Annotated in this window: 14 protein-coding genes; 6 read left to right on the top strand and 8 right to left on the bottom strand. The window is 37.8% G+C overall.

Going from position 1 to position 14,536, the window contains the following annotated elements; genetic code table 11:
- Positions 1 to 383: 383 nt before the first annotated feature.
- The 3 genes from rd to HMPREF1505_RS09010 all read right to left on the bottom strand — a co-directional run bounded on the left by rd (position 384) and on the right by HMPREF1505_RS09010 (position 3,940).
- Complete coding sequence (gene rd, locus HMPREF1505_RS09020; RefSeq protein ID WP_013265795.1) at positions 384 to 548, bottom strand: rubredoxin; 165 nt, start codon at positions 546 to 548, stop codon at positions 384 to 386.
- Positions 549 to 746: 198 nt separating this feature from the next.
- On the bottom strand, positions 747 to 1,553 hold the full coding sequence (locus HMPREF1505_RS09015; RefSeq protein ID WP_036924799.1) for an MBL fold metallo-hydrolase: 807 nt from the start codon (positions 1,551 to 1,553) through the stop codon (positions 747 to 749).
- Positions 1,554 to 1,675: 122 nt separating this feature from the next.
- Positions 1,676 to 3,940 (bottom strand): BamA/TamA family outer membrane protein, encoded by a 2,265-nt coding sequence (locus HMPREF1505_RS09010; RefSeq protein ID WP_036924798.1) that lies wholly within the window; start codon positions 3,938 to 3,940, stop codon positions 1,676 to 1,678.
- A gap of 151 nt (positions 3,941 to 4,091) precedes the next feature.
- Here HMPREF1505_RS09010 and HMPREF1505_RS09005 point away from each other — a divergent pair, with 151 nt between their 5' ends.
- Together HMPREF1505_RS09005 and hisC are read left to right on the top strand one after the other, a co-directional pair.
- Positions 4,092 to 4,814: an RNA methyltransferase gene (locus HMPREF1505_RS09005; protein WP_036924797.1), complete on the top strand. Its 723-nt coding sequence runs from the start codon at positions 4,092 to 4,094 to the stop codon at positions 4,812 to 4,814.
- Positions 4,815 to 4,865: 51 nt separating this feature from the next.
- Positions 4,866 to 5,915 (top strand): histidinol-phosphate transaminase, encoded by a 1,050-nt coding sequence (gene hisC, locus HMPREF1505_RS09000; RefSeq protein WP_036924796.1) that lies wholly within the window; start codon positions 4,866 to 4,868, stop codon positions 5,913 to 5,915.
- A 221-nt stretch (positions 5,916 to 6,136) separates the two neighbouring features.
- Here the strand turns inward: hisC and HMPREF1505_RS08995 are convergent, their stop codons facing one another.
- Both HMPREF1505_RS08995 and HMPREF1505_RS08990 read right to left on the bottom strand, forming a co-directional pair.
- Positions 6,137 to 6,808, bottom strand: coding sequence for a YggS family pyridoxal phosphate-dependent enzyme (locus tag HMPREF1505_RS08995; RefSeq protein WP_036924795.1), 672 nt, complete (start codon positions 6,806 to 6,808; stop codon positions 6,137 to 6,139).
- A 33-nt stretch (positions 6,809 to 6,841) separates the two neighbouring features.
- On the bottom strand, positions 6,842 to 7,321 hold the full coding sequence (locus HMPREF1505_RS08990) for a DUF4494 domain-containing protein (RefSeq protein WP_036924794.1): 480 nt from the start codon (positions 7,319 to 7,321) through the stop codon (positions 6,842 to 6,844).
- Positions 7,322 to 7,545: 224 nt separating this feature from the next.
- Here HMPREF1505_RS08990 and HMPREF1505_RS08985 point away from each other — a divergent pair, with 224 nt between their 5' ends.
- The 4 genes from HMPREF1505_RS08985 (at position 7,546) to HMPREF1505_RS08970 (ending at position 11,506) form a co-directional block, all read left to right on the top strand.
- The gene (locus HMPREF1505_RS08985) at positions 7,546 to 8,751 is read left to right on the top strand and encodes a pyridoxal phosphate-dependent aminotransferase (RefSeq protein WP_036924792.1); all 1,206 of its coding nucleotides are present in this window, start codon (positions 7,546 to 7,548) and stop codon (positions 8,749 to 8,751) included.
- Between the two features lie 334 nt (positions 8,752 to 9,085).
- Entirely contained in the window at positions 9,086 to 10,333 is a 1,248-nt protein-coding gene (locus HMPREF1505_RS08980) for an ABC transporter permease (protein WP_036924790.1), read from the top strand.
- Between the two features lie 29 nt (positions 10,334 to 10,362).
- Positions 10,363 to 11,073 carry a hypothetical protein gene (locus tag HMPREF1505_RS08975; RefSeq protein WP_155948931.1) on the top strand — a complete coding sequence of 237 codons (711 nt, stop codon included), beginning with the start codon at positions 10,363 to 10,365 and terminating at the stop codon, positions 11,071 to 11,073.
- Complete coding sequence (locus HMPREF1505_RS08970; protein WP_036924786.1) at positions 11,003 to 11,506, top strand: hypothetical protein; 504 nt, start codon at positions 11,003 to 11,005, stop codon at positions 11,504 to 11,506. Before HMPREF1505_RS08975 ends, HMPREF1505_RS08970 begins: the two co-directional genes overlap by 71 nt.
- 401 nt (positions 11,507 to 11,907) lie before the next feature.
- On the opposite strand, the gene HMPREF1505_RS08965 is transcribed toward HMPREF1505_RS08970, so the two are convergent.
- The 3 genes from HMPREF1505_RS08965 to HMPREF1505_RS08955 form a co-directional block, all read right to left on the bottom strand.
- Positions 11,908 to 12,333, bottom strand: a complete 426-nt coding sequence (locus tag HMPREF1505_RS08965; RefSeq protein ID WP_036924784.1) for a hypothetical protein — start codon at positions 12,331 to 12,333, stop codon at positions 11,908 to 11,910.
- Positions 12,330 to 13,850 carry a DNA methylase gene (locus tag HMPREF1505_RS08960; protein WP_036924782.1) on the bottom strand — a complete coding sequence of 507 codons (1,521 nt, stop codon included), beginning with the start codon at positions 13,848 to 13,850 and terminating at the stop codon, positions 12,330 to 12,332. Before HMPREF1505_RS08960 ends, HMPREF1505_RS08965 begins: the two co-directional genes overlap by 4 nt.
- A 163-nt stretch (positions 13,851 to 14,013) precedes the next feature.
- The gene (locus HMPREF1505_RS08955) at positions 14,014 to 14,412 is read right to left on the bottom strand and encodes a hypothetical protein (RefSeq protein WP_013265094.1); all 399 of its coding nucleotides are present in this window, start codon (positions 14,410 to 14,412) and stop codon (positions 14,014 to 14,016) included.
- Between the last annotated feature and the right edge of the window lie 124 nt (positions 14,413 to 14,536).

Here is a 14,536-nt window from a genome sequence, read left to right as displayed (position 1 = left end):
AAAGCAATATTTTGATAACCTTTGTAATGTTCTGTAAATCAGAATATTGTGTGGGTAGTTAAATACCAAGGTGCTTAATAGGACTCTTAAAGGGCGTTAGTTAGCCTTCAATTGGGCGTTTTTTGCAAGGTAATTAAGCCTTAATAAGAACGCAATTAAGCCACTTTTAAATTATTGGTAATGAAAATATGTGACAAAAGAGTGTGCTTCTTCTTTCTTTTAACGCAAACATTTCTACTTTCCTTATTCTATCCAACATGTCTTATCCCTATAAAGAAATCATTGTATTCTATCTCTCCTACCTTCAGCTAACATCTTTCACCCATACAGAAAAAGCCCACTCATTAAAATGAGCAGGCTTTAATTCTATAGTTGTAAATTGATTACTCTTCAACTGGAGTGAAATCATCCTTACCTACACCGCAAAGAGGGCAAACCCAATCATCTGGAATATCCTCAAATGCTGTACCTGGCTCAATGCCACTATCTGGATCACCAAGTTCTGGGTCATAAATATAACCACATGTCTCGCATTCGTACTTCTTCATAATGCTTCTGTTTATAATGTTAAAAATAATTTTAATTTGAATTATATCGCTTGCAAAGTTACAAGTATTTTGTAATAATTACATAATTAATTAGTTAAAAAATGCTATCGAGCTGAAGGCTTGATGTTACTTATAGATTCAAAACTTGTTGATTCATAGGTAAATACAATGCTTGCGTGTTCACTGAAAAAAGTATCTTTAAGGATTTAATTCGTACATTTCACTTGGTATTTTGCGTTTCAATACTTCAAGTGTGAATTCCTTTCCAATGATTATTCCACTATCACGTAAAACAGCTTCAATTGTCTTCTTAGCCAATTCTGGATGATTATTTTCATCACTCAGATGGCATAACCATACATGGCGTAAAGCAGGTGAAGCATTCTCTACAAGTGCTTTTGCACAGGCTTCATTACTAAGATGTCCGTTTGGTCCACTGATACGTTCCTTTAAATGGCGTGGATATGGACCAGCAGCCAACTTCTCTGGCTCATGGTTTGCCTCAATTACCAAGTAATTAGAAATAGAAATAAACTGAGCAATCTCATCTGTGATATGTCCACAATCGGTGATTAATGTAAATCGAATACTCTCATATTCTACAGAATAACCAACACAGTCTGTGCTATCATGGGGTACTCCGAAAGGGGTTACTTTAAATTCACCAATAGTAATCTCTTCGCCTTTTTGTACGAATTTAACGTATTGTTGATCGACTTTACGTCTTACACACCAGTTCTGACTAATTCCTCTATGAACATCTTTTGTTGTATATACAGGTAGTTGCAAATCACCACTTATAGAGCCAACAGACTTCACATGATCGGCATGATCATGGGTGATAAGCACATTATGAACCATATTTAATTGCAGACCATAGTTGTGGAAATGCTTCTTTAATGTACGAATACCAACACCACAATCAATCATTAGACAGTCTGTGTCGGTATATAAAAGATAGCAATTACCACTACTACCACTGCCGAAAGATAAAAACCTCAGCATTATTTTCTTATTTTAGGCAAATGTAACAAAAGTATTTTGATAGACAAAATTATTGTTTATGTTTGCCTTATTATACACTCTACTTTTAGGAATAATTAAACATAAAAGTATCTATGAAATGACTAAAATGGAAGTCCTACGGCGAAATGGAACGTAAAGTCTCGTTTTAGATTTGGATGCCATAAAGCATAATGCTCTTCCGTACTTGTATAAGCAGGGTTAATGGCTTTCATACCACCATCAAATCGAAGTATGAAGTAATCGAAATTGAGTCGTAAACCAAGTCCGTATGCAACCGCTATTTGATTATAGAAACTCTTAAAGCTAAACTGTCCGCCTGGTTGGTCAGCATAGTCACGTAGTGTCCATATGTTTCCTGCATCTATGAAGGCTGCCGCATCAAGTTTCCAAAACAGATGTGTACGATACTCTGCGTTTAAATCAAGCTTCATATCACCAGTCTGGTTGATAAAGTCTATTCGACCATCAACACCCTTAAACTTACCCGGTCCCAACTCTCTTACGCTCCAACCGCGAACAGAGTTGGCACCACCAGAGAAATAACGTTTCTCAAATGGGAGTACAGTACTATTGCCATAAGGAATCGCAATGCCAAAGCCACCATGTAAAGCTAAGGAGTTACGTTCGTCAAATCGTAGTATCTTAGTATAATCGAAGTCGAACTTTGCGTATTGTGCATAGGCAATATTGAAAAGTGTTCGTTTTCCTTCGCTATTCTTTTTAAAGTTGAAGACACCACTCAATCCATTCAGTAAGTTGCCTGCCAACTCCATTCTTGCTCTGAAAGCTTGATTTGCACCACTATAATTTACGCCAAAACCTGTTCGTAAAATAAACAAATCTTGATAGTTATATCGAAGAATGGCATTGCGTGTTGTCGCATTGTCGAGGTAATCATGCTTAAAAGTCTCACTAATCCAGGGCATATATACATAGCTGAGATTAAGGAGATCGAAGTCATAGGTAAGGTGACGAACAGGATCTGACCAATGATATTTCCATGCAGAAGAAAAGACTCGACGGTGGAACTCTGGTCTGTTTTGTAGATTCCAGCCCACAGATACCTCTGATGTTGCACTACTCTTTCTTTTAAAGTTCTTTGATATGAATGGAGCTAAGAAGCGAGGGAACTGTAGATGTGCTTGTACACTATACTCCTCATAGTCGCTATTCTTATAGCCCTCAAGACCTTTGATGGCCTCAAAAGCAGCACGGAACTCTAAACTTAAATGTTCACTACCTCTAAAAAGGTTCCTATTCTGATAAGAAAGTACGGCTGCAGCACCTAAATCTCCAGCTGTATTTGTTCCTTCTGGTTGGAAAGAGATGGTGTTTGGTTTATTGTTTGAAACCTGAATATCAGCATCTAAGTAATGCGTAGAAGATGTTGTATAGGTAAATGTCTTACCTATCACCAAACTATCATAGCGAGGAACTTCCCTAAAATTGATGTTCGTATAGCGTACTGCACCAAGCCGAGAGAAGTTGTTATAAGTCTTTTGTAAGTCTGTAGCCGAGAAGTATTTGCCTTTTTCTATTAGTGTATTGTCTTCCAATACTCCCTTTCTAAGATGAAAACCTGTAGAATCACCTGGAATAAAATTGACGTTATTGATGATATAGCGTGGGTGTAATGTTGGTTTAGCATCACTATTCTCAACGTATTTCATTAAGTGTAAGGTCACGTTTACATGCTGTCTACCTTGCGTAGAGTCTGCAGTATAATATATGAAGTCCTTATGAAATCTGTAAAAACCAGAGTCATTCAGGATATGTGTCAGTCTTTTACGCTCGTCATCCAAGGATGTAACGGTAAACTGATGTGGTCGATCAGTATCTTTTTTGAGGTGAGGAGCAAGTACTCTTTCAATGACAGAATCCTCTATCTCATAGTTAAATCGATTAATAATATAAGGGTTGCCCGGGTGAAGTAGGTAGTTAAGGGTCAGTTTCTTTCCTTTAACCTTTTTCTCTACGTCTACTGTTGCATTCATATAACCCATATTCTGCATTGCAACGGTCAAGTCCTCAGACGAAAGACGAGCCTGAACAGAATCATACAATACGGGTTCCTCTCCCATTCTACGGAGTGTACGGTTAATCCATTTCGTAGTATCTTGTCCCGCCATAGCGTAAGTTCCTAATGGAATCTTAAAGAGAGAGAACCAACGTGAGTTCCCTTTTTGACGTACATACTGCATCAGAAGTGATGAGTTAACGTCCTTTCTGTCAGAACGTAGCTCTACTTTATCCAAAAGATATTGCCCATCAGGAACAAACTTATCTGATGAACACGCTATGACAACAAGTATAGTCATAACGATAAGGAGGGGTGTGAGAAATCTATATGTCTTTGAAAATAGCATTGATATCCTAATTTGTTAATCCCAAAATAATACACGTAATCGCAAAGAAGGTTGACTTTCAATTTGCCGAACGTAGCTTATTTTATGCAAAGGTAGTAAAAAGTTAAGAAGTAATAGTCGGCGAGTGGATAGTTTTTTGTAAATTTGCGAAGTGATATCAAAAAATAAGATAAAGCTTATCCGTTCTCTTGAGACAAAAAAAGGCAGAGAGAAAGTAGGATTATTTGTAGCAGAAGGACCCAAAGTTGTCAATGATTTGCTACACGAAGGGTTTGTGGCAGATGAAATTTTAGAAGATATTGAAGATATCAAAAAGGTTTCTTTTCTACAACATCCACAGCCTGTTTTGGGTGTTTTCAAGATGCCAGAAGAAGATTGTAAAGTAACAAATAATTACTTAAGTCTATTCAATGAATACATTGATAATCAACTTGTATTAGCCCTTGATGGCGTGCAAGACCCCGGTAATCTTGGTACAATCATACGAATTGCAGATTGGTTTGGAATTGAAAACATTTTCTGTTCGCATGAGACAGCTGATTGCTGGAATCCAAAGGTTGTGCAGGCAACGATGGGAAGTATTGCAAGAGTAAAGCTTCATTACTTAAACTTGAATGAGTTGATAGACCATCTCCCTGTTGACTACCCTATCTATGCCACGCTTTTGGATGGTAATAACATCTATAGTCAAGAACTCTCTCATCACGGAATGATTGTAATGGGAAATGAGGGAAAAGGTATATCTTCGCAGCTTAGAACAAAGATTAACCGAAAACTTCTGATTCCAAACTATCCTCCAGAGCGTGAAACGGCAGAGTCTTTGAATGTAGCCATCGCAACATCTATCGTTTGTGCTGAGTTCAGAAGACGATAAAAGGCTCTTATTCTTGGAATAATTAACTACCAACCTACAAAGAAACATAATATGATAAACTTACAAAATCTAATTAGAACAAATATTAGAGAACTCATCTCTTGCGCTGAAACAAAAGCTGAAGAGAATGTAAGGGATTCTCAACATATTATGCTTGATGCTAATGAAAATCCATATAACAAACCTTTTAACCGCTATCCTTCTGATGATCAGATAGAGTTGAAAGAAGAACTTGCCAAACTAAAAGGTGTTAGAACTAAGGAGATTTTCTTAAGCAATGGCTCTACAGAGGCGATAGATATGTGCTATCGTATCTTCTGTCAGCCAAAGGTTGATAATGTTGTTGCGGTAGAACCGACCTGTGAACTATACAAACATTTTGCCAGATTAAATGATATTGAATACCGCTCAGTACTTTTGGATGAAGAGTTTCAGTTAAATGCTACAGAACTTCTCAAGGCTTGTGACAAGCATACAAAGTTAGTATGGCTTTGCTCTCCTAATACGCCAAGCGGTAATTTACTGAATGTTGAAGAAGTTGAGAAGGTATTGAAAGGATTTGATGGTATTGTTATTATTGATGAGGCTTATGCTGATTTTACACGCTTACCAACCTTTCGAGAGCGTATATCAGAATTCCCTAATATAATAGTACTCAACACTTTTTCTAAGGCATGGGCAAGTGCTGCTATCCGTTTAGGTGTGGTTTATGCACAAGAAGCTATTATAAGCATCTTCAACAAGGTGAGCAGTCCTTACCATATTAGCCAACTGACACAAGAACAAGGACTTGATGCACTTAAGCATCGCTATGATATTGAGGATTGGATAAAGATACTCTTATTAGAGCGTAAGCGTATGATTCTTGCCTTTGAGAGTTTAGCTTGTTGTGAGAAAGTCTATCCATCGAATGCCAATTTCTTCTTAGCAAAGATGAAAGATGCACAAAGTGTGTATGACTATCTGTGTAAAAAAGGTATCCATGTTAGGGAATGCTCTAACGTTTCGTTATGCGGTAATTGCTTACGTATAACAATTGGTTCCAAGGCTGAAAACGCAGAAATCCTTGGAATACTTAGGTATTATAAGCCAACAAAATAGTCTTAAAGTCTATAAGTTGATGTTGCTTTATTACAGCATCAACTTATAGATAATCAAATACTTCTGTTTAGTATTATACGATAAGACGTCTTCGTATAAGTAATTTAGCAATGTCTTATTTATTTCATGGTGACTATAAGGTATGGCTCTAATGCCTTTTTAGGATAGTGCGGAGCCCCAGCACCAATGGTGCGGACGGTTAACACCAATGGTGCGGACGATTAATAAATACGCGGACCAAAGATAGTTGTACCCACACGAACCATTGTTGAGCGACATTCCACGGCTATATCATAGTCATGACTCATACCCCATGAACGCTCTTTGAATTCAGGGTCATCTGCAAAATACTTTGCCTTCAATTCGTCAAAGAGGTCTGCTGCTAACGTCATCTCCTTTTTAATTTGATTAAGGTCATCTACATTTGATGCCATCATCATTAAACCTGAGATGTGTACATTCTTAAGTTCCTTCCATTCACCGCCTTCCAATAGCTCACGACAAGCATCAGGAGTGAAGCCATACTTCGTTTCCTCTTCTGCAATATGAAGTTCAAGAAGAACATTAATAACACGGTTGTACTTCGCAGCTTGCTTATTGATTTCCTTTAAAAGTTTCAAAGAATCAACAGCTTCAACCATAGAGATATAGGGAGCAATATATTTCACTTTATTGGTCTGTAGATGACCAATAAAGTGCCACTCTATATCCTTTGGGAGTGTCTCAACCTTACGGGATAGTTCCTGCACCTGACTCTCGCCAAAGATACGCTGTCCTTCCCGATAAGCCACTTCCAAATATTCATTAGGGTGAAACTTACTGATGGCAACCAACTTCACACCATCAGGAAGATTCCTAAGCACTTTGTGTAAATTATTTGCTACATCATACATAACTGTAAGTTTCTTTCTTGTTTACTTATTAAGTTATTGTTCGAATTCTGGCTTCTCGTTCTTCTTTCCAGCATGATGCTCAAAGACGTCCATAACCTTTGTTTCAGTGATAGCTGCAATCTCGTAATCAATCATAGTAGAACCCATCACCTCGTCTACATGCTTAACAGCTCCGCTTACAGAATGTGCCTGAACAAGATATGTTACTGAAGTACGCTTTTCCTTATCTGTCTTTTCATCCAATGTTATGAAAGAAAGCTTTGCCTTAAACCACTTGTCGTCAGTATCAATATCGCTAAAGAAAATCTCACCGAATGGTGCTGGGGAAATGGCTTTTACGTCAAGCTCACCGCTAACATAGTGTGACATTTCCTCTGTGATAAACTCCTCAGCCTCAGAGAAACTGAATGCATCAACCACATACTGTTCAATGACTTTCTTGTTCTGACCATCTTCCATGGTCTTGTCATATCTTACTCGTGTTTCAAACCAAGTGCTTGTTCTACTTCTCATAATTATTCTTTAAGTTTTAAGCCCTGCTTTTCAGCTATCAAATAAAGACAAAATGAAGAGCAATAGGCGGTTTTATAGATGTGCAAAAGTAGTAAAAATTCTGCGTTAATCGGCTAAAAGTGCGGTTAAAATAAAAAAAATGTCTATCTTTGCATCATAGTAAAGAATATAAGAGCAGATATCTTCTACTCTCATTCATTATCGGGAGAATAAATAAAGTCATTATGCCGGAAATATCAGTTCGTGGACTTGAAATGCCGGAGTCACCTATTAGAAAACTGGCTCCACTTGCCGTTGCAGCAAAGAAACGTGGTATTAAAGTTTACCATTTGAATATCGGTCAACCTGATCTTCCAACACCGCAATGCGGACTGGACGCTCTGAAAAAGATTGATCGTAAACTTTTAGAGTACTCACCATCTCAAGGCTATCTTTCTTATAGAGAAAAACTCTGTGACTTTTATGAGAAGTTCAACATAAACGTCACACCAGACGATATCATCATTACTGCTGGTGGTTCTGAAGCTGTGCTGTATTCTTTTATGGCATGTCTAAATCCTGGAGATGAAATCATCGTTCCAGAGCCTGCATATGCTAATTATATGGCATTTGCTATATCAGCTGGTGCAAAGATAAAGACGATTGCAACCTCTATAGAAGAAGGATTTGCACTGCCTAAGGTTGAGAAGTTTGAGGAACTTATCAATGAGAAGACGCGTGCTATCATGATATGTAATCCAAACAACCCTACTGGTTATTTGTATACAAGAAGGGAGATGAATCAGATTCGTGACCTCGTTAAGAAGTACGATCTTTATCTCTTCTCGGATGAGGTTTATCGTGAGTATATCTATACAGGGTCGCCTTATATCTCTGCAATGCACTTACAGGGAATTGAGAATAATACGGTTCTTATTGATTCTGTGTCAAAGCGTTACAGTGAGTGCGGTATTCGTATTGGTGCGTTGATAACAAAGAATGAAGAGATACGTAAGGCTGTAATGAAGTTCTGTCAGGCACGTCTCTCTCCCCCACTGATTGGTCAGATTGTTGCTGAAGCAAGTCTTGATGCACCTGCTTCTTACTATCGTGATGTCTATGATGAATATGTGGAGCGTCGTAAATGTCTTATTGACGGATTGAATCGCATTCCAGGCGTTTACTCTCCTATCCCTATGGGAGCCTTTTATACTGTAGCTAAACTCCCTGTTGACGACTCAGATAAGTTCTGTCGTTGGTGTTTGGAGGAATTCAACTATGAAGGTGAGACTGTAATGATGGCTCCAGCCAGTGGCTTCTATACAACACCAGGTGCTGGACATAACCAAGTTCGCATTGCTTACGTACTTAAACGTGAAGACTTACAGCGTGCTTTGATTGTTCTTCAAAAAGCTTTGGAGGCATATCCAGGACGTGTAGATGAAGAGTAAAGTCTGTTTATAATTCACAATTCATAGTTCATAATTCATAATTATGATTACTGATATTTGTTTTCGTTAATCCCTTTCTCAATTTTATTTAGGAGAGTATTATAGGTTGAAGATAGGCAAATAACTGTAAGCAAGGAATAAGAATATACTTGTATAATTAATATATTTAAATAGAATATACTCATACAGAATGAAGGTAATCATAATTATGAATTATGAATTTTGAATTCTGAATTAAAGAAGTAATCATAATTATGAATTATGGATTATGAATTCTGCATTAAAGTAGTCATCATAATTTTGAATTATGAACTATGAATTATAAATTAAAATAATGAACTATCCGCTTTTTATTGCTCGTAAAATATATAACGGAGGAGACAAGACACGGAAGGTGTCGAAGCCTGCTATTACTATTGCTACTATTGGTGTAGCAATCGGTTTGGCTGTAATGATTGTGTCTGTGTGTGTTGTATTGGGCTTTAAGCATACTATCCGTGATAAGATGGTGGGCTTTGGAAGTCATATAACTGTAGCCAACTTCCTTACATTGCAGGGCTCTGAGCAATATCCAATAGCAGTAAACGATTCACTAATAAAGGAACTTAAGGCGGTACCTGGTGTGAAGCATGTGCAGCGTTATGCATATACACAGGGCATATTAAAGACTGACAATGATTTCTTGGGTGTTATGTTGAAAGGTGTTGGACCTGACTTTGACTCTACCTTTATACATAACAATATGGTAGAAGGAAGTCTTCCCCATTTCTCTGCCACAGAGAATCAACAGAAGTTAGTTATCTCTAAAACGATTGCAGACAAACTTAATCTGAAGGTGGGACAACGTCTTTTTGCCTACTTTATCAACGACCAAGGTGTTCGTACACGTAAGTTCACTATCGCTGGTATCTATGAAACAAATATGAAGCAGTTTGATTCGCAGATTTGTTTCACCGATTTATATACTGCTAATAAGCTAAATGGGTGGGAAGCAGATCAATATAGCGGAGTTGAATTACTTGTTAACGACTTCTCACAACTAAACAATATAACTCTTCGCGTACTTAATAAAGTGAAGAATACGACTGACCATTACGGAGAAACTTACTCTGCAGAGAATATTATAGATCAAAATCCGCAGATATTCTCTTGGCTTGATTTAATGGACTTAAACGTATGGATTATTCTTGCACTTATGGTAGCGGTTGCTGGTGTCACGATGATATCAGGTTTATTGATTATCATTCTCGAACGTACCCAGATGATTGGTATCTTAAAGGCACTTGGTTCACGTAATCGTCAGATACGTCATATCTTCCTTTGGTTTGCTACCTTTATTATTGGTAGAGGTCTGCTTATAGGTAACCTCATAGGATTTGGTATTATCTTCTTGCAAAAGTGGACTGGACTTATAAAGCTCGATCCACAAACTTATTATGTAAGTACGGTACCAGTAGAAGTCAACCTTCCACTTATCATTGCTCTCAACCTCGCAACATTGTTGGTATGTGTTGCAGTTCTGATTGCACCAAGCTATCTTATAAGTCGCATTCATCCAGCTAAGTCAATGCACTACGAGTAATAACATTTATTCCCTTCAGAATGAAAGCTATGAAAAGGAATCGAGTGGTTATCTATATTTCTGTTATTATAGAGATTATTTTAGTTGTACTTTGTGTCATTAAATATATCCCTGTATATAACATCTATATAGGAAAGCTGCGGGCTAAGGATCTAATAGAAAGATTAGAAACTTATAAAAAACAGCACGGAGAATATCCGGAAACATTGAAGCCTATAGGCTTTCCAAAGGCTGAATTATGTGAGTATGTGGAGTATAAAGGTACTTGTTATTATTATATAAGACAAAGTGAGTGTGACTTTGATTTGGAAATTACTGATGGTTTAGACTCCCCTATTTACTATTCACTCGCCGAAAAATGGTTTAGTGTCAACAGGGCTGAAATTATCAAACAGCTTACAGAACCACTTTATAAAAAATATCTATTAGCAGAGTCTTCAAATAAACTCACAACCTCAGTACGTAGCAATGTTACAAAAAGTGAGAAGGAAAACATTCCTTTCTTTAACTACACAACAGCAGACAGCATAATTTTTATTAAGAAGTTTTATGACAAGAAACATATTGCTTCAAAGGGCTTTGCTTTAGTTGACGTTAAAACTAAAAGAATAAAGCCTATTGGAGCTTGGACTATATTTACTTACAACGGAAAGAGTTATCAAGTTACTTATGACAAAGATTCATCTAAAGGACAAATTTTATCGCGTCTTTACTTGCGAACTACATGCATTTGTGATTAAATTAGGTCTATTAACTATCTTATCTTTAATGGTATTTTCTTGTACGCTTAGAAAGCCAGCTGAAGTGAAGAAGCATAGAACTGATATTAGCTTTATTAATAACCGAGATATTCATTTTGATATCTTGTATGTGGCTTGCGATTCCTGTTTTCCTATTCACGATATTGGTTATCGTGTATGTGTCAAGTTATCCGCCAACGAGGATAGCCTTATAAGAACTATTAAGAAAGAACAATGGTTGCAACTTTTGCAGAATTCGGCAACTGATTATGCAGCCAATGCCTTGTTATATTCCCTTTACAATCGTGATGCAATAGTTTTATTAGCCCATAGAGACATCGAAGATTGGAGGATGTCTATGAAGGAAGATGATATAAATTACTGGAAAGGTAATCTGCGGTTTTGTAAAGAAAATTATAAGATTGAAAAATAATTAAGGCTTACTTCGATTTGAATTAAGGTTTAATTGAGGTTCAAAAGGGCGTTAATTGAAGCCTTACTAACGCCCTTTAAGACTCCTATTAAGCACCTTTTCTTGTACAAGTCTGTAATCGTTTGATATGCTTTTAGTTACAAAGGCGATTTAAAACGTTGTTTTCTTATCGTCGTAAGGTGTTAGATAAGAATTTTATGTAAACTATTTTCCAAATCTTCTCGTGATGAATTTAGAATGAAAATATCACTCATAGGTATTTAGTTGTTACTAAGCACATGTCGTGTTGTTGGTAAACACCTGTGGTGCGAATGGTAAACACGAATGGTGCGGGTGCTAAATACCTTATATAAAGTTACCACAGTGGAATCTTTTTAGGTCTTAACTCCTGTGATAGATATCTAAAGTTTATTGGGAGAAAACAACTCTCCTTCTAAACCAACAATAGCGTCAATGCTTATTCTCTTTCTGTCTTTCATTATAATGATGCGTTCACTGGTACGAATAGCCTTGACAACACCAGTAATCGTAAGATAATGTCCACCTGTCTTACGTCCATCGGGCTGGAAAAAGGTAATAGAGATAGTTGGCTCTTCTTCTAAATGAGAGGAAAGAATTGAGAGCTTTCGGTCCATCAATTGACGGTCGTCTTCCATCATTTCTATCTTAGGACTTGTTTGTCGGGCAGTCTCTGCAATCGCTGCACCATAACCAGTGAGGGCAGCAAAAGGAGCAAATTGAGCAGCACGGTTATACAGACTCATCTGCGGATGTCGCTTTGAGACGTGACGAGGAAGGTGAATAATATCGTCGTAATTATCTGTCATGCTTTATGTCCTCCTATCTGTTTATTACGTTCCTTTGCCGTTGAACCTTCATCAAAGTTTAAGCCACGAAGTAAAGAGTTCTTACCAAACTTGTTCTTGATATTAATGATAGTTTCTTGTATCTTTCGTTCACGTGCTAACGCTGCTTCCTCAATCTGCTTTTCTTTCTTTACAGCCTCATAATCAGTAAACATATCAAGCTCGACTGGCTTGGAGGTTCGCTGTTTCATTTGCTCTTCACTGAGAACGTGATTGGTTGATATATTTAATCTTCTAACCAATAAGCGTTTATCAACAATCTCATCATAAAGTGCAAGGATAGCCTTTCCTATCAGTCGAGAGGAAGATGTAAAGCGGTGGAGATTGGCTGTGCCGTGAGCACTCTTAGGTACTTTTCGTCCGTACCAGTCTACAGAAACAGGACCAGTATAATCCTTTCCTGCAGGGGAAGTAAGGCTTTCACGGTCGTAACCAACATACAGAACAAGTTGGTCAGACACACAACGTTTCTCAACTAAGTCTAATGCAATGGCATCAGCCATCTCTTGTACGACAACTCTTGCCTTACGAAAACTATAAGCCTCTTGGAGAACTTGACCACTACTCATCGAACTATGCTCCGGTCGATAAGCCTTAACCATTTCCATTGTACATGGTTCCCAGCCCCAAGCATGGTCGATAAGCAACTCGGCATTCACGCCAAAGAGCTTATAAAGTAGTTCTTCTTGATGAATAGAACAACGTGCAATCTTACCCATCGTGTCTATCCCATAGGAATAAAGACGCTGTGCAATACCTCTTCCTACACGCCAAAAGTCGGTGAGTGGACGGTGGTCCCATAGTTTATCACGATAACTTTTCTCATCTAATTCGGCAATACGTACACCATCTTTGTCGGCAGGTATGTGCTTTGCAACAATGTCCATCGCTACTTTACAAAGGTACATATTCGTTCCTATGCCTGCTGTTGCAGTGATACCAGTCTCACGTAAGACATCACGTATCATCTTTATTGCTAACTCGTGGGCAGTCATACGATAGCTGGAGAGGTAAGCTGTAGCATCGATAAAGACCTCATCAATGGAGTAAACATGTATGTCTTCTGGGGCAATATAGCGCAGGTAAATATTGTAAATCTTTGCGCTATGCTTGATATAATGCGACATACGGGGGATTGCCGTAAGATAATCAACAGCCCAATCAGGATGTTGTTCGAGCTCTTTCGCGTTGTATGATTTTCCTGTAAGTGCTTTTCCTGCTAAGAGACAACGTTCCTCATTAACCTCTTTCAAGCGTTGTATCACTTCAAAAAGACGTGCACGGCCAGGAATTCCGTGTGCCTTCAGAGATGGTGAGACGGCAAGACAAATTGTCTTTTCTGTTCTTCCTTTATCCGCTACAACCAAGTTGGTTGTCATTGGGTCAAGTCCACGCTCTACACATTCCACACTGGCATAGAACGATTTAAGGTCTATGGCAATGTAAGTGTTAGTAGATGGTTTTCTTGATGAAGACATTTTGCGGAAGGGATAGGTGTTTAAAAGTTTTATAGAATAGTATTGCAGGAATCAAAAGACGTTGAAAGAGAGTTAGTGAAGTTAAGCATCAATCCTCCGTTACAGATAAATTAGAATCGTACCTTACTTCACTAACTCTCTCCAACATCCTTGTTCTATGCTTTTAATAGTCCTTTTCAGTGTATTGCTCATCCAGCAACACCTTTGAAGGAGATTTGCCTGAACGATAAGTATATCGGAAGTTAAAGCCAGCATCCTTATAACCTTTTGTGCCAGTGTCAGCCTTCAAAGCATCACGCAAAGCTTTTCTTAACTCAGACTTCTTTGCGTTAACAGCCTGTTCGTTATCTGCATTTCCTACAAGTGAGTAATAGTAATGGATGGTTCGAGACGAAGGTTCAAAGACCATACTGTCCATTCTTGTGTCATTTACTACGGGTGTAGGACACTTCTTTTCTGTATATTCTTTACATTCTTGTGCTGCTCTGTCCTCCAGACTTTTATGACAAGCAGAAAGAGAAAGCAGTAGTACGCCTGCATAAAGTAAGTGTTTCATTCTCATTCAAGTTAATATTAATTTCGTAAGGGCTTTATGTAAAGATAACACTTTTTATCTTCACCCTAACCATATATCCGTTGCAAAGATAAGAAAAAATAGGCAATTTCTTATTTTAAGGTTCTTAATT

It is taken from the genome of Prevotella sp. ICM33 (assembly GCF_000517825.1).
Taxonomy (GTDB): Bacteria; Bacteroidota; Bacteroidia; order Bacteroidales; family Bacteroidaceae; genus Prevotella; species Prevotella melaninogenica.
This window is presented reverse-complemented; position numbering and strand designations above follow the sequence as displayed.

What these genes read in the sequence shown, in the direction of transcription:
- hisC (WP_036924796.1), top strand. Translation starts at nt 4,866, where the DNA reads ATGATAAACTTACAAAATCTAATTAGAACAAATATTAGAGAACTCATC.
- HMPREF1505_RS08955 (WP_013265094.1), bottom strand. Translation starts at nt 14,412, where the DNA reads ATGAGAATGAAACACTTACTTTATGCAGGCGTACTACTGCTTTCTCTT.
- HMPREF1505_RS08970 (WP_036924786.1), top strand. Translation starts at nt 11,003, where the DNA reads ATGACAAAGATTCATCTAAAGGACAAATTTTATCGCGTCTTTACTTGC.
- HMPREF1505_RS08990 (WP_036924794.1), bottom strand. Translation starts at nt 7,321, where the DNA reads ATGAGAAGTAGAACAAGCACTTGGTTTGAAACACGAGTAAGATATGAC.
- rd (WP_013265795.1), bottom strand. Translation starts at nt 548, where the DNA reads ATGAAGAAGTACGAATGCGAGACATGTGGTTATATTTATGACCCAGAA.
- HMPREF1505_RS09015 (WP_036924799.1), bottom strand. Translation starts at nt 1,553, where the DNA reads ATGCTGAGGTTTTTATCTTTCGGCAGTGGTAGTAGTGGTAATTGCTAT.
- HMPREF1505_RS08980 (WP_036924790.1), top strand. Translation starts at nt 9,086, where the DNA reads ATGAACTATCCGCTTTTTATTGCTCGTAAAATATATAACGGAGGAGAC.
- HMPREF1505_RS08960 (WP_036924782.1), bottom strand. Translation starts at nt 13,850, where the DNA reads ATGTCTTCATCAAGAAAACCATCTACTAACACTTACATTGCCATAGAC.
- HMPREF1505_RS08965 (WP_036924784.1), bottom strand. Translation starts at nt 12,333, where the DNA reads ATGACAGATAATTACGACGATATTATTCACCTTCCTCGTCACGTCTCA.
- HMPREF1505_RS08985 (WP_036924792.1), top strand. Translation starts at nt 7,546, where the DNA reads ATGCCGGAAATATCAGTTCGTGGACTTGAAATGCCGGAGTCACCTATT.
- HMPREF1505_RS09010 (WP_036924798.1), bottom strand. Translation starts at nt 3,940, where the DNA reads ATGCTATTTTCAAAGACATATAGATTTCTCACACCCCTCCTTATCGTT.
- HMPREF1505_RS08975 (WP_155948931.1), top strand. Translation starts at nt 10,363, where the DNA reads ATGAAAAGGAATCGAGTGGTTATCTATATTTCTGTTATTATAGAGATT.
- HMPREF1505_RS08995 (WP_036924795.1), bottom strand. Translation starts at nt 6,808, where the DNA reads ATGTATGATGTAGCAAATAATTTACACAAAGTGCTTAGGAATCTTCCT.